Raw genomic sequence first — 20,981 nt, 5'->3', positions numbered from 1 at the left:
CAAACTTCACAATAGGCATTCCGAAAAAAAGCAAGTTTAATTTTTTCTTACAAATTCACTAAAATATGCAGTTACCGATAAAATATAAAAGGCGACAAATTTAGGAAGAGAACGTGGAACTGCAAGATTATTTACGCCAGCACGGATTGGAAACCTTGTCCGAAACTTATCATATCAAAGTTACCCGCCACCGCCAATATCCCGATTTAGTCTGTCTGAAATACTCGCAGATAGAATCTCCCCTAGGCGAAAAAATAGTGCAGCAGTGCCGAGGCATTATTTTAGATTCATCTCAAGATTGGCAGATAGTTTCTTATCCCTACAACAAATTTTTTAATTACGGAGAAATTCACGCCGCTGCAATTAATTGGACAAATGCCAAAGTTTACCAAAAACTAGACGGTTCTCTGACTGTACTGTATTTTTACAAAGGAGAATGGAGAGTGCAATCTAGCGGCACTCCCGACGCCGCCGGCGAAGTTAACGGTTTTGGATTCACTTTTGCCGAACTTTTTTGGAAAGTCTGGCAAGAATTGGGATATCAATTGCCACAAGAAACCGACCAGTGTTTTATCTTTGAGTTGATGACGCCTTACAATAGAATAGTTGTCCAGCAAACTAACAATCAAATCGTCTTGCACGGCGTTCGCAACACTCAAACACTGCTAGAAACTGACCCCAGTCTTTGGGCTAATAAATACGGATGGGAATTGGTCGAAGCCTATCCTTTAACTAGCTGGAAAGAAGTTATCGAAGCGGCTCAACATTTAGATCCGATGGATTCGGAAGGGTATATTATCTGCGACGCTAACTTCAACCGAGTTAAAGTTAAGTCTCCGCAATATGTCGCGATTTCCCATCTTCGTGAAGGGTTTTCGACCCGCCGGATGATAGAAATTGTTTTAACTAATGAAGGGGAAGAGTTTTTAGCTTATTTTCCTGAGTGGAGTGAGTTGTATCAACAAGTTAAGGAGAAATATCAATCTTTGGTTGAAGAAATCGAGGAAGTTTACCGACAGCACGAACATATCGAAGTTCAGAAAGATTTTGCCTTAGCTGTGAAACATTTGCCGTATTCCGGGATTTTGTTTTCTTTGCGGGCCCGAAGAGTTGCGGGAGTGAAAGAAGCTCTCCGTGATGTTACGATCCATAAAATAGAGGAGTTGTTGGGTTTAGATTACATCCATTTAGGTTTGTAGAAGCAGAAAGGCACGACACGGATTTTGACACGGATACACGGATTAATGATCGAGCGTGAGGCAGATGTTGAAGGAAGAGGGAAGTTCGGCAACGAGCAATGTACGGGATGTAACGGATGTAACGGATGGAATGAAGAGGTAAGTATTTAAACAATGCCCAATGCCCAATGCCCAATGCCCAATGTCCAATTACCAATTACCAATTACCATGAAAAGAGTTATTGTACTTGTTGGTTTACCTGCTTCGGGAAAGTCTCAATTTGCTAGGGAGTTGCTGCTGTCTGAACCTGCAAAGTGGGTGCGTAGCAATAAAGATTTGCTCAGAGAAATGGCTCACGCTTCTCATTGGTCGCCTGCGAATGAAAAGTTTATTGTACAGTTGAGAGATACGATTATTTTGATGGCTTTGGAAAGTGGCAAGCACGTCATTGTTGATGATACTAATTTCGGGCCTCACATCGAGCATATCAAGGAGTTGGTTAAAGGTAAAGCTGTTGTGGAAGTTAATGATTCTTTCCTACAAGTTCCGGTTGAGGAATGTATTAAACGGGATTTGAAAAGGCTTAATTCGGTGGGCAAAGATGTGATCATGAAGATGTACAATAAGTACGTTCGGGTTCCCGTTGTGCCGCCGGAATATAACCCGGATTTGCCGGATGCAATTATTGTGGATATGGACGGTACACTGGCACTTCTCAACGGCAGAAATCCTTTTGATGCTTCTACGTGCGATCGCGATTTGCCCAATCAGCCCGTCTTAGATACCGTTCGCAAATGGCAGTCTAGCGCCCATATTATTGTAGTGTCGGGCCGCACAGATGACTGTCAGCCTCAAACTGAAAAATGGTTGCAGCAGTATGAGGTTAATTATGCCGCTCTTTATATGCGGAAAACCGGAGATATGAGGAAGGATGCGATTATGAAGGAAGAATTTTATCGGCAGCATATTGCAGGGAAATATAATGTTAAGTTTGTGTTGGACGATCGCCAGCAAGTTGTTGATATGTGGCGGTCTTTGGGATTGACGGTATTCCAAGTAGATGAAGGGGATTTTTAAGGCCGGGTTTGTTTGCGCGGGCGATCGCAACTTTCAACCATTGTCCCACCCCTAATGCTACAATCAAAGTAACATTGCAAAAAATTTTGTTATGATATCCATTCCCCAAGCGCCCCAAAAAATGACCGTTGAGGAATATCTCGAATGGGAAGCTCAACAAGAGATTCGCTACGAATATGTCAACGGCGAAGTTTTTGCCATGACAGGCAGTACAATTCCTCATAACGATCTTGCACTCAACTTTTACAGGAACTTGTACCCACATCTGCGTTCCAGAGGCTGTCGGATGAACGTGTCAGATGTGAAATTGCAAGTCAGTTTTCAAAGCCGTTACTACTACCCTGATGTGATAGTCAGTTGCGACCCTCAAGACCTCAATTCCCGCACATTCATTCAGAATCCTAAAATAATTGTGGAAGTTCTTTCTCCCAGTACAAGTGCTAAAGATCGGGATGAAAAATTCACTTGTTACCTAAAAATACCGACTTTGCAAGAGTATATCTTGATTGACGCCGAAAAGATTTTTGTTGAGCGTTACTGTCGGGGAGAGGGGAGAATGTGGCTTTACTATTCTTACACTGCTGGGGAGATTATCACTCTATCAAGTATTGGGTTTGATTTGCCGATCGCACTTTTGTATGAAGGTGTTGGATTTGAAACAGAAACAGAAGGATAAAAACACACCTAATTTTGCAGCTTTTTTATGAACCGGCAAGATGCCTGTTCCACAGAGAGTGAATTTTATTTTGTGGTAGGCTTAGACGCCGCCCATAAAAGCCAATAATGAACAGGCAAGATGCCTGTTCCACAATTATTTATCTATCGCGTCCAACCCAGCCAGCGATTAAACAAATTCTTAACAAGCGGAGTCAAACGAGTGCGATTGTAAGCATCTCCGGCTTTCCGAATTGCATCAGCTTGTGTCGGATACGGGTGAATTGTGCTAGCAATCTTTCCCAAACCAATATTGTTAACCATTGCCAAAGTAATCTCGCTGATCATATCCCCAGCGTGTCGCGCTACAATAGTTGCACCTAATATTTTATCGCTACCTTTTTTAACGTGAATTTTCACAAATCCTTCCTCTTCGCCGTCAATAATTGCCCGATCGACTTGACTGAAAGGGATTAAAAATGTATCGATATCAATGCCTTTTTCCTTAGCTTCGTGTTCCCCAATTCCGACGCGCGCAATTTCCGGGTTTGTGTAAGTACACCAAGGTATCGTCAAAGCGCTGAGCTTTTTGCGCCCGAAAAATAGAGTGTTTTGAATTACCATTCTCGCGGCAAAATCAGCAGCGTGAGTAAATTTATGTTTCATGCAAATATCCCCAGCGGCATAAATGCGGGGATTAGTAGTTTGCAAATTGTCGTTGACAAATACACCCGTGTGTGTATCGTATTCGACACCCACAGCCTCCAGATTCAATCCTTCCACGTTGGGCGATCGCCCTGTACTCACAATAATTTCATCTACTGTTACCGATGCTTCCTTACCTTGACATTTATAATAAATTACTTTGCCTGCATTTGTTTTCTCAACGCGCTCTATTTGGGATTCTAGTATTAGTTGAATTTCTTCCCGTAGAAAAGCCTCCTGCACGATTTTAGCAGCATCCGCATCTTCTTTGTCTAAAATCTGAGCATTTTTGTGCAGCAATACGACTGCCGAACCCAGCCTGCGGAATGCTTGAGCCAATTCGCAGCCGATCGGCCCTGCGCCAATTACTCCCAAACGCTGAGGTTTTTCCGTGAGGTTAAAGACTGTTTCATTTGTCAAATATCCAGCTTCTTGTAAACCGGGAATTTGTGGTTGTAGCGCCCTTGCACCTGTGGCAATTACTGCTTTTTTAAACCGGAGAGTTTGACCTGCAACTTCTACTGTATTATTGCTAGTAAAACGACCCGAACCCAGAAAAACATCGACTCCTAATTTCTCCTGATATCGTTGAACAGAATCAACATCGCTGATTCCCGCCCTAATCCGGCGCAGCCGTTCCATCACAGCAGCAAAATCCACTTCTACACTGTCAGAAACATTAACACCAAATTTACTTGCTTCCCAGATATCGCCGACAGTGCGAGACGATCGAATTAAAGCTTTTGACGGCACACAACCGACATTCAAACAGTCGCCGCCCATTAAATGTTTTTCAATTAAAGCAACTTTCGCGCCCAAACCTGCGGCACCGGCAGCAACAATTAATCCAGCGGGGCCCGCGCCAATTACTACTAAATTATAACTGCTAGCAGGCTGCGGATTTTCCCAATCTGGCGGATGCAAATAGGAGACTAATTTCTGGTTGTGTTCGTCCATCGGGGGGACAGTTACGCGATCGACTTTTGACTGCGGCATTCACAAATCCTCCTAATTAAATACTTTCTTCCAAAACCTTGCTGGCTATGCGAGTGATAAAGACAGTAACAGCGACTGTAGCAAGAAAACTGATAATATTAATCAACCATTTTACGGCGGAATCTTGAGGACTTGCATACACACTTTCCGTGCCTATCGCAGCAACCTCTCCCACCAAAGAACCGGAGTAAACGTACATAATTGTACCCGGTATCATGCCAAAGGAACCCAGCACGTAATCTTTCAAAGAAACCTGAGTAATTCCCAGAGCGTAATTCAATAAATTGAAAGGAAATAAAGGACAAAGACGAGTCAAAAAAACTATTTTTAATCCTTGTTGGGAAACTGCGCGATCGAGAGCTTTAAACTTGGGGTGAGATTCCATATATTTTACCACGCGATCGCGACACAAATAGCGCCCGATCGCAAAAGCAAATACAGCACCTAAAATCGACGCCGCAAAGACGTAAACAGAACCCCACCACAAACCAAAAATCGCCCCCCCTCCCAGCGTCAGTACCGAACCCGGTACAAACAGCACAGTAGCCAAGTTATAAGTAGCGACAAAAGCCACTGGCCCCCACCACCCTAAATCCTCAATCCGCATTAACAGACTTCTCAAAACATCTTGAACGTAGGCAGATCTAGTTGCTACAATTAAGAGAGCGAGCAAAAGTGCGATCGAAAAAAACAACACTATGCGTTTAAATTTTACCCTAGCATAATCTTGGATTCGTTCTTTTGCCATGATTCACCCGCAAATATTGATCAGCATTATACTCCAAACTTAAATTATTACTGTAAACTACCCAACAAGCGATAGGTCATGACACCACAAGCCCAACTCCCAATCCCCGAACATTTCGACCCCAAAAAAGTAGGCGAAGTCTGGCGAGTCCCCTACCAAGAACTGGGCACCCAAGCGAAAGATTGGACAAAGCAGCACAGCATCCAGCCAGCATCCAGCGACAAAAACCGTATTTGTTTGCTGATAATCGATGCCCAAAATACCTTTTGTTTGCCCGAATTTGAACTATTTGTGGGCGGGCGTTCCGGTAGCGGTGCTGTCGATGACAACCTGCGACTGTGCGAATTTATTTATCGCAATTTAAACGCAATTACAACCATTGCGCCGACAATGGATACCCACACCGCCATGCAAATTTTTCATCCAATCTTTTGGATCAACGAAGCAGGCGAACACCCCCTACCAGCGGCAACTTCTATTACACTCGAAGACGTGCAGCAAGGCATTTGGAAAGTCAATCCCGCCATAGCCCACAGCATCAGCGGGGCTAATTTTTCAGCACTGGAAAAACAGGCTTGCCACTACGTCAAGAAACTCAGCGACGATGGGAAATATCCCCTGACAATTTGGCCCTATCACTCAATGTTAGGTGGCATCGGACACGCCCTGGTTTCTGCGGTGGAAGAAGCAGTATTTTTTCATACTCTAGCCCGCAACAGCCAAGCACTTTTTGAGATCAAAGGGGATAATCCACTGACAGAAAATTATTCGGTTTTGCGGCCGGAAGTTTTAGAGGGATTCGACGGCAATCCGATTGCTGAAAAGAATGCTAAGTTTATTGATAAATTACTCGATTTTGATGCAGTAATTATTGCCGGACAAGCCAAAAGTCACTGCGTTGCTTGGACAATTGATGATTTGTTAACGGAAATTTTGGCGCGAGATCCGAATTTGGCAAAGAAGGTTTATTTGCTGGAAGATTGCACTTCGCCTGTGGTGGTTCCGGGTGTTGTTGATTTTACGGAACAAGCAGATGCAGCTTATCAAAAATTTGCGGCGGCGGGAATGAATATTGTTCAATCTACTGAGTTAATTCTGGGCGATTAAAGACGAGTGTTTTATCTTGCGGTTTTCCGTGCAAAAAAGTATACATGATTAACCAGATGCGGTAATTTTTGTTCGCTTTGCACTCGGTTGCGATCGCATTTAACTGATTACGTATGATATCATATCCGGTAAATCACTTACGACACAAGCGTAGTTAAGGAGTTTCCCGATGGCTGAAAACAAAATTTATAGTGTTGTTCTGTTTCGGGATGCGAGTGTGCGAGCAATTTCAAAACTATCGGTGGCCATCGCCACTACTATTCTGAGCACAGTTGTAACTGCAACCCAAGCTTACGCAGTTCCCGTAACCTACGATTTCACCATCACTGTTACTAAAGGCGGGTTAGCGGGCAATTCATTCGACGGTTCTTTCAGCTACGATGATGCCAAATTGAAGGGAACGGGAGTCGAAGAATTGGGAATTACTGAGGGATTAACTACCTGCCTAAATTACCTGGGACGCACTTATCGCGAAACCGATGATACCAGTTATCCTAACTTTCCCAGACTCAGATTTGAGGATGGTAAGATTACACAACTAAACTTCTGGATTCAGCCGAATCAGCGAGTTAATTGGTGGAATTTACCTGGATGGGAAGTCAAGCTTTCTGAGCCTAAAATGAGCGATTCAACTGTTCCCAATTGTCAAAAACGGTGAGGCGTGCTCAAGGTGCGATCGACCGTAAAAATATAGGAGGAATTAGATGCAACTGCCTACGTTTACGGTAATTTAAGGCAGCCATGCTACGAAGGTGCGAGCGAATTTTTGCGATCGCTAGGAACGGATGGCTCAACTATTGTTTAAAAAAGACTGCACAATTCCTCTTGCCTCTACGGTTGACGATTTTCAATAACTATTTCCCATCCAATCTGGGGACTTCTTGCAAAAAACTGCCGCTCAACATTAATTCCGTCATCCGGTCTAAGTTGCCACTGACTTGCAATTTTTTATCTGTTTGAAAACGCTCGATATCTGCTTTTAAATTGCCGCTATTATATCCTAATTTACTCAAATAGTCAACAGCTTGTTTGTTACTTAACAAGATATCCGCCGAACGAAAAATCGGCACGTATTCTTCGCGCCAAATCTGGGTAAAAGTTGCCCTATCTAAATAGAAAATCCTGCCCCGCGCCGGGTCTCCAATGGCAGCTACACTGTCATTCATGCCCAGCAAAGCGACCGCGTGGGGTAGCTTCCGAGGGCCGTCAAATAGCCAAACTGCTAGAACTCCGGGGCGATTAATTTGCTGAATTTGCTCCCAAGTAGGCCTTAGTTCGATCGCATTTACGCCCAAAGCTCTTGCTGCTATAATTAACTGCGGCATCGAAGTTCCCAAGCGACTCGTCCGGGCAAAACGCGCTACACTCGATTCCGTCGCCTCGATTCCCCAACGCCTTAACACTGTTGCCAAAGCCGCGGGGGCGCAACTGCTGTTAGATGTTTGCCGAAATACACCGTTTGGCTGCAAATTATCTATTAAATCATCGTAAATTGGCGCCATGAAATAGTTTTCAGCGCCTGTAAATCCTCCCAATCCCAACAAGCAAATTAAAATTACTGCGATTACTTGGGGTCGCGCTGTCAACCAACTTATACTAAAGCCAATACCGCAGACTCCCATCAACATCACTCGTAGCAAAGTCCAAGTAACTTGCATCCCGTGAAAGCGCCACTCGATCGGCAAAACAGGCATTTGAGGCATATTTAGAGCCAGTAGCAGCAAGGCAATATAAAAAACCAAAAAAGCTAGGGCGATCGAATTTCTGCCCTTAAACAAATCATTAGCCGTCACTCCCGATCGAACTAACACTCGCCCGAACCGCATTCCCCAGACAAACAGCACCGCACCCAGCACCAGCGTCACTACTATTTCCATGAACTCAAAATTTTGTTGCTTAACTAAGTTGTAACATTTATGCGATCGACTTGAACCTCAATCAATAGTGGGAGAGAAGAAGAGTGGGGGAGAGAATTTGACGATGTGTGGGTTTCGTTCTTCAATTTCCCGCTACAATCGAATAAACAAGATTTATCCAACCAAAATCGCAGCAGGTAGAACAACCGTTAATCCTAAAGACTTGGCCTGCATCGCTTGCTCGACATTAAGTTTTGCCAGGTTTTTATTTATGAGTGTGAATCAATGGTGACAATCAGATAATTCAGCTACCTAACCCCAAAGGAGAGATTGCTATGTTTGTCAACTTAAAGCTGAGAAACCAGATGTTACTCGGATATGCAGTTCCCATTGCTTTATTTGTAGGATTAGTAGCGCCAGTTTTCTCTAGCGCCAGTAAAATAGCCGAGTCATATAAACAAACAAAAAGCTCGCTTATTGCCATAGAAGGGACAGATTATATGAGTTTTTACATGGCCCAGATGGTGGCAGATACTAGGGGCTATATTCTGATCAAGGATGGAGATTATTTAAATGCTTATCAGAAAAATTTACAAACATTTGAAGAAACAGCAGCATCTCTAGGCAAGACGATTGAAAATCCCAGCCAAAAAGAGCGATTGCAAAAATTAATGGGCTTACAAAAACAATATGATGATTTTTCTGGACAAATGATTAATTTAGTCAAGCAAGGAAAGCAAAAAGAAGCGCTAGAAGTTTTTGCCACAAAAAAAGGGACATTAATCATCAATGAATTTAACGAATTAAATCGCTCTTTTAATGAAAAAGAGCATGAAATTTTGGACGCTGCAACTTCCAAGGCAGAAGAAAATATCAGATTTTTAGTCGCTGCCGTTTTGGTTGGTGCCGTCTTAGGCATCACGATCGCCTTACTTGCTGCCTTTTTAATCTCTTCAGGTATTGCTAAAACAATTAGTAACGCAGTGAATGCGATCGCCAGTTCTTCCACAGAGATTGCTGCCACAGTTGAACAACAGGAACGCACAGCCAAACAGCAATCGAGCTCTGTAAATCAAACTACAATCACAATGGATGAGTTGGGCGCGGCTTCCCAACAATCAGCCCAACAAGCCCAAGCTGGTGCGGAATCTGCACGGCAAGCTTTAAAGAGCACTGAAAAGGGAACCCTAGCAGTGGAGCAAACCCTGGAATCGATGATAATATTGAAAGAAAATGTCGGGGCGATAGCGGCACAAATTCTGCAATTGAGCGAACAAACCCATCAGATTGGCAATATCTCTACTGATGTCACAGATTTAGCCAATCAAACAAATATGCTGGCACTGAATGCCTCAGTAGAAGCAGTCCGGGCGGGCGAAAACGCCAAAGGTTTTACTGTCATAGCCACAGAAATCCGCAAACTCGCAGACCAAAGTAAGAAATCAGCCGCGAAAATTAACCGCCTAGTCGATGATATCAAAAATGCGATCGATTCCACCGTAACCGTGACAAAGGAAGGTACTAAAACAGTAGAAGAAGGAACCAAAATTAGTCAAGAAACGGCAGCAGCTTTCTCGGCAGTAGCAAATGCTGTTAACAATGTGGTATTGAACAATCAACAAATTTCTTTAACTGCCCAACAACAAGCAGTAGCCATTCAACAAGTAGTGGATGCGATGAACAGCCTCAACCTATCGGCCAAAGAAACCGCTAGTGGTATTACTCAAACCAAATTAGGCACTCAACAATTGAACGATGCCGCCCAAAATCTCAATTCAATTGTCTAAAGGGCGCTTAGTCTTTTGGGCTAGCAGACTAGCAGTTGATAGCATTGAGTCATGAATTGATCGGGCCACCCTCCCAGCTTGTCAAACAGCCGGCATCCCAGTCAAAGTGTTCGCACGCGATGGCATCGCCAAAGCCAGGGCGATCGAATTTCTGCCCTTAAACAAATCATTAGCCGTCACTCCAGATCGAACTAACACTCGCCCGAACCGCATTCCGCAGACAAACAGCACCGAACCCAGCACCAGCGTCACTACTATTTCCATGACCTTAAAATTTTGTTGCTTAACTAGGTTTTAACATTGATGCGATCGACTTGATCCCAAATCAATAGTGGGAGAGAGGAACAGTGGGAAAGAGGAACAGGGGGGGAGAGAATTTGACGATGTTTGGGTTTCGTTCCTGAATTTCTCGCTACAATCGAATAAACAGGATTTATCCAAAATCGAAGCAGGTAAAACAACCCTTAATCCTAAAGGCTTTGACCTGCATAGCTGGCTCGATATTAAGTTTTTTCAGGTTTTTCTTGATGAGTCTGAGTCAATGGTTGAGAATCAGATAATTTAGCTACCTAACCCAACAGGAGATATTGCCATGTTTGCCAACTTAAAGCTGAGAAACCGGAGGCGGCTCGGATATGCAGTTCCCCTGGCTTTGAAGTGGCTTAATTTGTTTGTTTTTTAAAGATAGGAAAAAATTAAGATGATTAACTTCAAAGCCACCAAATTAAGAGAGCGTATTCTGTGGGGATATTCCCTACCGATTTTGCTTTCAGTTGGAGCAGCTAGTTTGGTTTTCTTTAATGCTAAAGAAGTCGAAGAAAAAGCCAAGGTTCTAAATAATTCTCATGCGGTTGTTCTAGCATTAAAAGCTCAACAGCTAGGATTTGCAGGTATGCAAAAAGCTGCTCGTGGGTATTTTTTGGCCAAAGATAGTGCTTTCTTAACTGAATACAATGAAGAGGAAAACAGCTTTGACAAATCCTATCAGGATTTACTTAATCGGGCACAAAACCCGCAACAGCGCCAGCGGCTAGATGAAATGAAGGTCTTAAAAAATCAGATAGACCAAGGCTATAGACAAGCCTTTTCTTTGGTTGATAAAGGTAAGCAAGACGAGGGACTTAACTTATGGAAGAGCCAAATTGTACCAAAGCTTCGTCAGGTTGATGCTATAGCTAAGGAGTTTCAAAGCACCGAGGAAGGGATTTTAATTGATCAAGAAAAAGAGCAAATTCAAGCTTTGCAGTTCCTGACTACAGTGGTGATTTTAAGCACTGCTTTAGCTGCACTTACGGCAATTGCGATCGCTTTGTGGATTGCTTCAGGCATTGCAAAGAGCATGAATCAGTCAGTCAATATGATTGTTAGTTCTTCCACAGAGATTGCGGCCACAGTGGAACAGCAGGAACGCACAGCCACACAGCAATCGAGCTCTGTAAATCAAACTACAATCACAATGGATGAATTGGGCGCTGCTTCCCAACAATCAGCCCAGCAAGCCCAAGCTGGTGCGGAATCTGCACGGCAAGCTTTAAAGAGCACTGAAAGGGGAACCCTAGCAGTGGAGCAAACCCTGAAATCGATGACAATATTGAAAGAAAATGTCGGGGCGATAGCGGCACAAATTCTGCAATTGAGCGAACAAACCCATCAGATTGGCAATATCTCTACTGATGTCACAGATTTAGCCAATCAAACAAATATGCTGGCACTGAATGCCTCAGTAGAAGCAGTCCGGGCGGGTGAAAACGCCAAAGGTTTTACTGTCATAGCCACAGAAATCCGCAAACTAGCAGATAAAAGTAAGAAATCAGCCGAGAAAATTAACCGCCTAGTCGATGATATCAAGAATGCGATAAATTCCACCGTAACGGTGACAAAGGAAGGTACTAAAACAGTAGAAGAAGGAACAAACATCAGTCAAGAAACGGCAGCAGCTTTCTCAGAAGTAGCAAATGCTGTTAACAATGTGGTATTGAACAATCAACAAATTTCTCTAACTGCTCAACAACAAGCAGTTGCTATTAAACAAGTAGTGGATACGATGAACAGCCTCAACCTATCGGCAAAAGAAACCGCTAGTGGTATTACTCAAACCAAAGTAGGCACTCAACAATTGAACGATGCAGCCCAAAATCTCAATTCAATTGTGTAAGTTAGTGGGTAGAGGCTGGTTTTCTGTGGCTGTCAAGTAATAATATTTATTATATTGCCCATTAAACCCGCCCCTAGAGTCGCTAATGAAAAACCCTACTAACATCGACGGATATCTGCGTAAAGAAATAGACTAATAACGCAAGTTGCTAGTTATTCCCCCTCATCCCCCAGCCCGCAAATCCGCACCGGGGGAGAAGGGGAGCAAGAGCAGGATTAAAGCTTCTCGCCCATCTATAAAATTTTTTCCTTTTCCCCCCCTCCTCTTGTAGGAGCGGCTGGGGGAGGTGCGAGAGGGGTTGGGGAGAGGGTGAATCAATGTATAGGACATAACTAGCAACTTAGGTTAATAGGACTTACGCAAGGAATCATTTTTCACACTATCTGTTTTGCCAAAGTAAATAACTAATCAAGGAGTAAAAAGGGAAATGTCCCCAAATATTATTCGGCTTAGGAAAGTAGTTCCGTTGGGCTTCGGCTCAATTTTTTTGTTAATGATTAGCATCGGATTGGCCACTAAATTGAGTATGGATAATTTAGCCGCAGCTATTGAGTTGCAAACGCACACTTATGTAGTTAAGACAAATTTGCAAGCCCTAGAAAAAGATTTATTGGATGCTGAAACAGGACAGCGGGGGTTTATCTTCGCTGGAAATGAGGAATTTTTAGAACCTTACCAAAAGGGGAGACTCGCCTTTTATAAAACAGTAAATAATACAAAAGAGCTAATAAAAGATAACCCTGAGCAAGTTAAAAGGTTGGAGCAAGTTGAAAATTTTGCTCAGCAAAAACTAGATGAATTAGCGGCAACTATATCTCTGAAAAGAGCTGGAAAAGAACCCGAACTAAGAGCATTGGTGATTTCAGGTAAAGGCAAGATATTTATGGATGAAATCAGGGATAAGCTGGCAGAAATGCTTAAGGTAGAAGATGCTTTACTGGTTCAACGAACAAAATTTGCAAAACAGTCGGAGCAATTAGCGACGATTGTTTCTATAGGAGGTACGGTTGTTGCTGTAGTATTGGGTTCATTTATTGTATTATTTATTTTTGATAAAATTATCCGACCAATCAATCAGGTAGCAAATACGATCGCCAGTTCTTCCACAGAAATTGCGGCCACAGTGGAGCAACAGGAACGCACAGCCGCACAGCAATCGAGCTCTGTAAATCAAACTACAACCACAATGGATGAGTTGGGCGCTGCTTCCCAACAATCAGCCCAGCAAGCCCACGCTGGTGCTGAATCTGCACGGCAAGCTTTAAAGATCACTGAAAGGGGAACCCTAGCAGTGGAGCAAACCCTGGAATCGATGACAATATTGAAAGAAAATGTCGGGGCGATAGCGGCACAAATTCTGCAATTGAGCGAACAAACCCATCAGATTGGCGATATCTCTACTGATGTCACAGATTTAGCCAATCAAACAAATATGCTGGCACTGAATGCCTCAGTAGAAGCAGTCCGGGCGGGCGAAAACGCCAAAGGTTTTACTGTCATAGCCACAGAAATCCGCAAACTCGCAGACCAAAGTAAGAAATCAGCCGCGAAAATTAACCGCCTAGTCGATGATATCAAGAATGCGATAAATTCTACCGTAACGGTGACAAAGGAAGGTACTAAAACAGTAGAAGAAGGAACCAAAATTAGTCAAGAAACGGCAGCAGCTTTCTCGGAAATAGCAAATGCTGTTAACAATGTGGTATTGAACAATCAACAAATTTCTCTAACTGCTCAACAACAAGCAGTGGCCATTCAACAAGTAGTGGAGGCGATGAACAGCCTCAACCTAGCGGCAAAAGAAACTGCTAGTGGTATTACTCAAACCAAAGTAGGCACTCAACAATTGAACGATGCAGCCCAAAATCTCAATTCAATTGTCTAAATGGCGCTCAGTTTTTTGGGATAGCAGACGAGCAATTGATAGCATTGAGTCAATCGATTTTAGATTTGAGATTTTAGATTTTAGATTCAAGTATTGACCCCACGGATAAATTCGGGGGGCAAGTTTCATCAGATACAGGTTTTTTATTTCTGGACGGATGAATCTGGGGGCTTGTATCCTGGATGCTTTCGGTCATGAATTGATCTGGCAGCCCTCCCAGCTTGTCAAACCGCCTACATCCAAGTCAAAACGATCGCACGCGATCGCATCGCGAAAGCCAGGGCGATCGAATTTCTGCCCTTAAACAAATCCTAAACAGTAACGGACGATCGAACTAAACACCCGCCCGAAGCGCATTCCCCAGACAAACAGCACCGAACCCAGCACCAGCGTCACAAGTATTTCCATAAGTTCAGAATATGGTCGCTTAACTAGGTTGTAACACGCTCTGCGATCGTCCGTGGGGCAGCGGAGGAGAAGGAGAGTGGGGGAGTGGCAGCATTTTTCTTTTGCCTCCTGCCTTCTTCCCTCTTTCTTCAACCACACCTAAAATTTGCAAAATGTCAAGGGATTTGATCGACTTTTCCCCACCTTAGCCACGAAGTCGCAAGCAAGATGTAGCGCCGGAAAAAATTCCCCACATCTCTTGCCACAAACGGCCACATCCGTTGTAATATAGATGTAAGTCACAGCCCGTTAAAGTAATCAACAAATAATTAGTCCGCTCAATATATTCACGCTCCCACGAGCGATGATTTGTATTGAGCGTGCCTATTAAGGAGCGCTCAAAGCTCCTCACACACCTCCAATATTCAGGAAGAATAATGCCATCAAGATCCGCCAACGATGTAGACGTAGCAGAGCAATATTGGCACTACCTAGAAATATCCAAGGTTGCAACAATCTTAGAAACCAACCTGGAAAGCGGTTTAGAACCGACAGAAGCCAACCATCGCCAACAGAAATTCGGGCCCAACGAACTAACGGTTAAAGCAGGGAAACCAGCCTGGTTAAAATTTATCCTGCAATTTAACCAACCCCTCCTGATCATCTTGCTGAGTGCAGGTTTAATCAAAGCAGTGATCGGAGAATGGCTAAACGCTAGCGTAATTTGGGGCGTAACCACCACCAACGCTACTATTAGTTTCATCCAAGAAGCTGGAGCCGAGAAAAAAATTGAAGCCCTAGCCCAAGCTGTCACCACCGAAGCCACAGTAATTCGGGGCGGCAAAAAATTAAGAATTCCCTCCAAAGAACTCGTTGTCGGCGACTTAGTAATCCTGACTTCCGGCGACAAAGTACCGGCAGACTTGCGCTTAGTGAAAGTGCGTGACTTGCAAATCGACGAATCGGGACTCACTGGGGAATCAGTTGCTGTCGAAAAAGAATTAGGACAATCTGGAGACTTGGTTCTGCCACAACAAACGCCACTAGCAGAACGGGATAACATGGCTTATGCTGGCAGTTTTGTCACTTTTGGCCAAGGTAGTGGCATCGTAATTGCGATCGCCAATAAAACCGAAACCGGCAAAATCTCCCAGCTATTAGATCGGCACATCGACCTCACCACCCCCTTAACCCGCAAATTCAACCAATTCAGTCAAAACTGGCTGTTATTCGTGTTGGGGATGGCAACCTTGACCTTCGCAGTCAGATTGGGGCGGCCAGTCCCTGCGGGAGTTTCAGCCTTTAAAGAAGCAGTCGAACCCGCAGTCGCCCTGATTGTCGGTGCAATTCCCGAAGGCTTACCCGCCGTCATTACCGTCACCCTAGCCGTAGGCGTTTCCCGGATGGCAAATCGCCACGCGATCGTCCGCAAATTGCCCGCAGTGGAAACCCTCGGCGGCGCTACAGTCATCTGTTCCGACAAAACCGGAACTTTGACGGAAAACCAAATGACGGTGCAAGAAATCTATTCTGGCGGCGAATCCTACTCGGTTACGGGTACGGGATACAGCCCCGAAGGTGAAATTCAACTCAACCAACTGCCAATTACTGTCAGCCAAGCTCCAACTTTGCAAGAATGTTTACAAGCTGGACTCCTTTGCAACGACTCTCACCTGGAATTTAAAGACGATAATTGGATAGTCGTCGGAGATCCGACAGAAGGAGCGTTAATTGCTGCGGGCAAAAAAGCTGATTTGAGCCAGCAAATTTTGTCCAAGTCAATGCAGCGGCTGGATTCAATTCCCTTTGAATCTCAGTTTCAATACATGGCGACGCTGCACCGAACTCCCACTGGCAAAATTTTGTACGTCAAAGGTTCCGTAGAATCAATTCTCGGCCGCTGCGGTTCCAGTCTCGATACTCAAGGAAATCCGGTAGAAGTCGATCGCGAACAAATTCACCTTTCTGTCGATGAAATGGCAAAGCAAGGCTTGCGCGTCTTGGCTTTAGCGAAAAAGCCAGTACCCGAAAGCCAAAATTCCGTCGATCACTCGGATTTGGAGTCAGGCCTGGTTTTCTTGGGGCTGCAAGGCATGATTGACCCGCCGCGGGCAGAAGCGATCGCAGCCGTCCAAGCTTGTCAAACCGCCGGCATCCAAGTCAAAATGATTACCGGCGACCACATCGCTACAGCCAAGGCGATCGCCCGCCGCATGGGATTCCGCAAAACTAAACACCACAGAGAACTTGTAGCCTACACCGGTGCTCAACTCGCCGCAATGAGCAAGCAGGAACTCGGCGAAGCTGTAGAAGCAGGCTCAGTTTTTGCCCGCGTCGCCCCAGAACAAAAACTCCGCCTCGTAGAAGCTTTGCAACTTCAAGGCGAAATCGTGGCGATGACGGGAGACGGCGTTAACGACGCGCCGGCGCTGAAACAAGCGGATATCGGTATTGCGATGGGCAGCGGTACTGAGGTTTCTAAGGAAGCCGCCGACATGATTCTTACCGATGATAACTTTGCGTCGATCGAATCTGCTGTCGAAGAAGGGCGATCTGTTTACAAAAATCTGCTCAAAGCAATTAGCTTCATTCTCCCAGTCAACGGCGGGGAGTCAATGACAATTTTGCTCAGCACGCTCCTAGGTCGAGAATTGCCGATTTTGTCGCTACAAATTCTCTGGCTGAATATGCTCAACTCGATCACCATGACTGTGCCCCTGGCTTTCGAGCCCAAGTCAGCGGGAGTCATGAAACAGCAGCCCCGACCAGTAAACGAACCTTTCCTCACCGGAAATCGGATCAAGCGGATCATCGCTATTTCTCTTTACAACTGGACTCTGATTTTCGGGATGTTTGAATGGGTACGCCAAGCTCCTTGGGGAACCTTGGAACTGGCCCGGACAATGGCGATTCAAGCTTTGGTAATGGGAAGAATTTTTTACCTGTTGAGTCTCAGCCAGTTGTTGCCTTCTTTGATTGCTAAATTTAGCGGTTCTAAGGAAGAAGTTAGCGGCGCTCCTGCCCTCGGTGTGGGAATTGTCCTGGCGATAATTTTGCAGATTATCTTTGCGAATTCTCCGTTTGTCAATCGCATATTTGAGACGGCTCCGATGAACCTGGATCAGTGGTTGATTTGCTTCGGTGTCGCTCTGCCCATGATCGGTGTTGCTCTCTCCGTCAACCGCTTTGACCCGCCCAACTAATCGAACTTGTAGGTACTGCGATCCCTTAGTAATTTCGGGTGTTTAGAAACCGGGTTTCTTGAAGAAACCCGGTTTCTCTGTTTTACGGAAATCGAACCTGAAAGCCCACGCCATATCATACAGCGTATTCCAGGTTTGTGAAGTGTAGGGACACGGCACTGCGGTCTTCCTACGAGGAGCTAACTAGAGGCGGGTGTACTTCATAAATATGGAATCTGCTGTATCCGGTAAATCACTTAGGATTAAGCGCCAATTTTAGGACACCAATGAAAACGAGTCAACCCTTTGAAAACAGCAAAATCGTATAAAAGGAATTATTTCTGTATAATTTACTACAATTAACGTAAAAAAAGTAAACATATATTAACAAAGTAAATGTACACTGGTGGCGGTATTTGCTGCTTATTGACAATAGGTTTGAATGACCCCCGATCGCCATTCGCTACAACCTTTACTCAGCAAGTCTTGGTATGAACCAGTTTTGATAAGCAAACCCGATCGCCCTTTCCAAGGGTTCGTTATCGATAGCGTGATCCTAAAAGATTTACTTATCAATCAAATTTAATAATTGTTTTAGAATTTCTGCAATAGTACGGTAGAGTTAATTATCAAGCCAAGAAAATGTGCTGCTCGCTTTTTGGGAGATCGCACCGCTCGGCCGATCGTCGAGATATTGAGTTAATCAAAAGTGTAAAATCAGCAGGGATAGTTTAAAGACTTATGCTAGCGATAAATCTTTTGCTCCCTCCTGCGAACCAGCGCTCAAAACAGTTCGCTAAATTCCATTAACGAACAGAAAAAAAGCGCATTGATAAACTTCAGTGATGTCGTTACAGAAGATTATGAATTGCAGCGAGGCTAGACTATGACAAAATTTTCAGAGCAATTTTCTCGGCGTAAATTTATCGTTACAGCAGGTGCATCTGCCGTCAGTTCAATACTGCTCAAAGGCTGTTTGGGAAATCCTCCAGAACCCGGTGCCACTGCCGGTGCTGACGGCGCGATACCCGCAGCTACCTCAGTAATGGCTGTTGCCAACGAGAAAAGAGTCGAAGGAATTGAAAGCACTAAAATCACATTGGGATACATCCCGATCGTCGAAGCAGCACCTTTAATCATTGCCCAAGAAAAAGGCTTTTTTGCCAAATACGGCATGACTGAGGTAACAGTTGCTAAGCAAGCCAACTGGGGGTCTGCCAGAGATAACCTAGAAATTGGATCTGCAGGCGGCGGCATTGACGGTGGCCAGTGGCAAATGCCCATGCCTTATCAAATTAGTAAAGGGTTGATTACCAAAAACAGCGTCCAAATCCCCATGTATGTTCTAGCCCAGTTGAACACTCAGGGAAATGGAATTGCGATCGCGAGCAAACACCAAGGCAAAGGCATCGGGCTCAAACTAGACCAAGCTGCCCAAGACTACATGAAAGGCCTCAAAAAAGCAGGCACGCCCTTCAAAGCAGCCTATACCTTCCCCAAAGCCAACCAAGACTTTTGGATTCGCTACTGGCTAGCAGCTAACGGCATCGATCCCGACACAGAAGCCGAGTTGCTAACAGTACCGTCAGCGCAAACCGTAGCCAACATGAAAACCGGCAGCATGGACGGTTTCAGTACCGGCGACCCCTGGCCCCTGCGGATCGTCACAGAGAACATCGGCTTCATGTCCGCCCTGACTGGCCAAATCTGGAAAGATCACCCCGAAGAGTATCTAGCAATTCGTGGCGACTGGGTAGACAAACACCCCAAGGCCACAGAAGCCCTGCTAGCAGGACTGATCGAAGCGCAGCAGTGGTGCGACAAACCAGAAAATCGCCCAGAATTAGTAGCCATTACTTCTGGCAGAAACTACTTTGACGTAGCTCCGGCAGTTTTGACACCTCCCTACCAGGGCAAGTACCTCATGGGTGACGGCCAACCAGCGATCGACGATTTCAAGATGAGTCCGCTGTACTGGAAAGACGACCTCGGCAACGTTTCTTATCCCTACAAGAGTCACGATTTGTGGTTCTTAACCGAAAGCGTGCGCTGGGGTTTCTTGCCAACTAACACCTTGGCAGATTCTAAGACAATCATCGATAAAGTCAACCGAGAAGATTTGTGGAAAGCCGCAGCAAAATTAGCCGGAGTTGCTGATGCTGACATTCCAAAAAGTACGTCTCGGGGCGTTGAGAAGTTCTTTGACGGCACAGAATTTAACCCGGAAAAGCCAGAAGCTTATCTCAAGAGTTTGGCAATTAAAAAAGTGTGATGGGGTCTTAGCTTCCCATAATTTAGTCTCAAAATTTAGTCTCGAAAATACACAGCACCAGACATAGGAGATTAGCAGCATGGCTGTAAGTACAAGTCGGAGAGGCGGCAATGCACAAGGAGCTTTTGGCGAGTTTTGGAAGAAGAATTCCCCAAATATCTTGCCGCCAATTTTAGGAGTTTTGGGCTTTCTGTTGGTTTGGCAATTCTTGTCAAGTACGGGACTGATCAAACTGCCGGGGCCGATCAGCATTTGGACTGACGAACGGACGCGGATTTTGTTGCTGTATCCTTTCATGAACTCCAAAACCTACGGAATTGGATTATTTTGGCAGACTTTGGCGAGTTTGGAACGGGTGGCAAAAGGCTACACTCTCGCGGCCGTTGTGGGAATTGGTACGGGTGTTTTGGTAGGTACAAATCCTTTTCTAAACCGCGCTTTAGATCCGCTTTTTCAGTTTCTGCGGATGGTGGCCCCTTTGGCTTGGGTGCCCATTGCCCTGGCTGCACTGCAACAAAACGAACCTGCTGCTTTGTTCGTGATTTTTATCACTTCAGTTTGGCCGATTTTAATCAACACGGCTGAAGGTGTTCGCCAAATTCCCGACGATTACAACAACGTGGCGAAAGTGCTGCAACTTTCTCGTCAGGAGTATTACATCAACATCTTGTTTCCGTCGGCACTTCCTTATATCTTCACAGGATTGAGAATTGCGATCGGTTTGGCTTGGCTGGCGATTATTGCTGCGGAAATCGTGATGTCGGGGATTACGGGTATCGGCTTCTTTATTTGGAATGCTTACCAGCAAAACTACATCAGCGAAATTCTGTTAGCGGTGTTCTACATTGGGGCTGTTGGTTTGTTGCTCGATCGCATGATGGCTTGGTTGCAGCAAAAGATTGCTCCTTCTCAAGGAAAGTAGCTAATTAGATATGTTGACTGTTCACGGTTGACGGTTGACGGTTGACGGTTGACAGTTCACGGTTACAGC

General features: G+C 44.8%; 15 protein-coding genes. 11 read left to right on the top strand and 4 right to left on the bottom strand.

The window, feature by feature from the left end; all coding sequences use genetic code 11:
* Positions 1 to 113 precede the first annotated feature (113 nt).
* From QUA07_RS15275 to QUA07_RS15265, 3 genes are all read left to right on the top strand, one after another.
* Positions 114 to 1,199: a T4 RnlA family RNA ligase gene (locus QUA07_RS15275; RefSeq protein WP_333326468.1), complete on the top strand. Its 1,086-nt coding sequence runs from the start codon at positions 114 to 116 to the stop codon at positions 1,197 to 1,199.
* A gap of 208 nt (positions 1,200 to 1,407) precedes the next feature.
* A complete protein-coding gene (locus QUA07_RS15270) occupies positions 1,408 to 2,256 on the top strand; it encodes a phosphatase domain-containing protein (RefSeq protein ID WP_333326466.1) in 849 nt (282 codons plus the stop codon).
* Between the two features lie 91 nt (positions 2,257 to 2,347).
* Positions 2,348 to 2,932 carry a Uma2 family endonuclease gene (locus QUA07_RS15265; RefSeq protein ID WP_333326464.1) on the top strand — a complete coding sequence of 195 codons (585 nt, stop codon included), beginning with the start codon at positions 2,348 to 2,350 and terminating at the stop codon, positions 2,930 to 2,932.
* A gap of 143 nt (positions 2,933 to 3,075) precedes the next feature.
* On the opposite strand, the gene QUA07_RS15260 is transcribed toward QUA07_RS15265, so the two are convergent.
* Positions 3,076 to 4,611 (bottom strand): mercuric reductase, encoded by a 1,536-nt coding sequence (locus tag QUA07_RS15260; RefSeq protein ID WP_333326462.1) that lies wholly within the window; start codon positions 4,609 to 4,611, stop codon positions 3,076 to 3,078.
* Positions 4,612 to 4,627: 16 nt separating this feature from the next.
* Positions 4,628 to 5,359: a TVP38/TMEM64 family protein gene (locus QUA07_RS15255; protein ID WP_333326460.1), complete on the bottom strand. Its 732-nt coding sequence runs from the start codon at positions 5,357 to 5,359 to the stop codon at positions 4,628 to 4,630.
* A 78-nt stretch (positions 5,360 to 5,437) separates the two neighbouring features.
* Here QUA07_RS15255 and QUA07_RS15250 point away from each other — a divergent pair, with 78 nt between their 5' ends.
* Positions 5,438 to 6,466, top strand: a complete 1,029-nt coding sequence (locus QUA07_RS15250; protein WP_333326458.1) for an isochorismatase — start codon at positions 5,438 to 5,440, stop codon at positions 6,464 to 6,466.
* A 169-nt stretch (positions 6,467 to 6,635) separates the two neighbouring features.
* Positions 6,636 to 7,124: a hypothetical protein gene (locus QUA07_RS15245; protein WP_333326456.1), complete on the top strand. Its 489-nt coding sequence runs from the start codon at positions 6,636 to 6,638 to the stop codon at positions 7,122 to 7,124.
* Positions 7,125 to 7,320: 196 nt separating this feature from the next.
* Here QUA07_RS15245 and QUA07_RS15240 read toward each other — a convergent pair whose 3' ends face one another.
* Positions 7,321 to 8,343, bottom strand: coding sequence for a cysteine peptidase family C39 domain-containing protein (locus QUA07_RS15240; protein WP_333326454.1), 1,023 nt, complete (start codon positions 8,341 to 8,343; stop codon positions 7,321 to 7,323).
* A gap of 314 nt (positions 8,344 to 8,657) precedes the next feature.
* On the opposite strand from QUA07_RS15240, the gene QUA07_RS15235 reads away from it, so the two are divergent.
* Complete coding sequence (locus QUA07_RS15235) at positions 8,658 to 10,109, top strand: methyl-accepting chemotaxis protein (RefSeq protein ID WP_333326452.1); 1,452 nt, start codon at positions 8,658 to 8,660, stop codon at positions 10,107 to 10,109.
* A gap of 81 nt (positions 10,110 to 10,190) precedes the next feature.
* Here QUA07_RS15235 and QUA07_RS15230 read toward each other — a convergent pair whose 3' ends face one another.
* A complete protein-coding gene (locus QUA07_RS15230; protein ID WP_333326450.1) occupies positions 10,191 to 10,373 on the bottom strand; it encodes a hypothetical protein in 183 nt (60 codons plus the stop codon).
* A 436-nt stretch (positions 10,374 to 10,809) separates the two neighbouring features.
* Here QUA07_RS15230 and QUA07_RS15225 point away from each other — a divergent pair, with 436 nt between their 5' ends.
* The 5 genes from QUA07_RS15225 (at position 10,810) to ntrB (ending at position 20,912) form a co-directional block, all read left to right on the top strand.
* Positions 10,810 to 12,264 (top strand): methyl-accepting chemotaxis protein, encoded by a 1,455-nt coding sequence (locus QUA07_RS15225; RefSeq protein ID WP_333326448.1) that lies wholly within the window; start codon positions 10,810 to 10,812, stop codon positions 12,262 to 12,264.
* A gap of 427 nt (positions 12,265 to 12,691) precedes the next feature.
* Positions 12,692 to 14,149, top strand: coding sequence for a CHASE3 domain-containing protein (locus tag QUA07_RS15220; protein ID WP_333326446.1), 1,458 nt, complete (start codon positions 12,692 to 12,694; stop codon positions 14,147 to 14,149).
* Between the two features lie 824 nt (positions 14,150 to 14,973).
* Entirely contained in the window at positions 14,974 to 17,739 is a 2,766-nt protein-coding gene (locus QUA07_RS15215; RefSeq protein WP_333326445.1) for an HAD-IC family P-type ATPase, read from the top strand.
* A gap of 865 nt (positions 17,740 to 18,604) precedes the next feature.
* Positions 18,605 to 19,990, top strand: a complete 1,386-nt coding sequence (locus QUA07_RS15210; protein ID WP_333326443.1) for a CmpA/NrtA family ABC transporter substrate-binding protein — start codon at positions 18,605 to 18,607, stop codon at positions 19,988 to 19,990.
* A 79-nt stretch (positions 19,991 to 20,069) separates the two neighbouring features.
* Positions 20,070 to 20,912, top strand: coding sequence for a nitrate ABC transporter permease (ntrB, locus tag QUA07_RS15205; RefSeq protein ID WP_333082183.1), 843 nt, complete (start codon positions 20,070 to 20,072; stop codon positions 20,910 to 20,912).
* The last annotated feature ends 69 nt before the right edge of the window (positions 20,913 to 20,981 follow it).

The organism is Microcoleus sp. T3_A4 (assembly GCF_036700465.1).
Classification (GTDB): Bacteria; Cyanobacteriota; Cyanobacteriia; order Cyanobacteriales; family Microcoleaceae; genus Microcoleus.
This window is presented reverse-complemented; position numbering and strand designations above follow the sequence as displayed.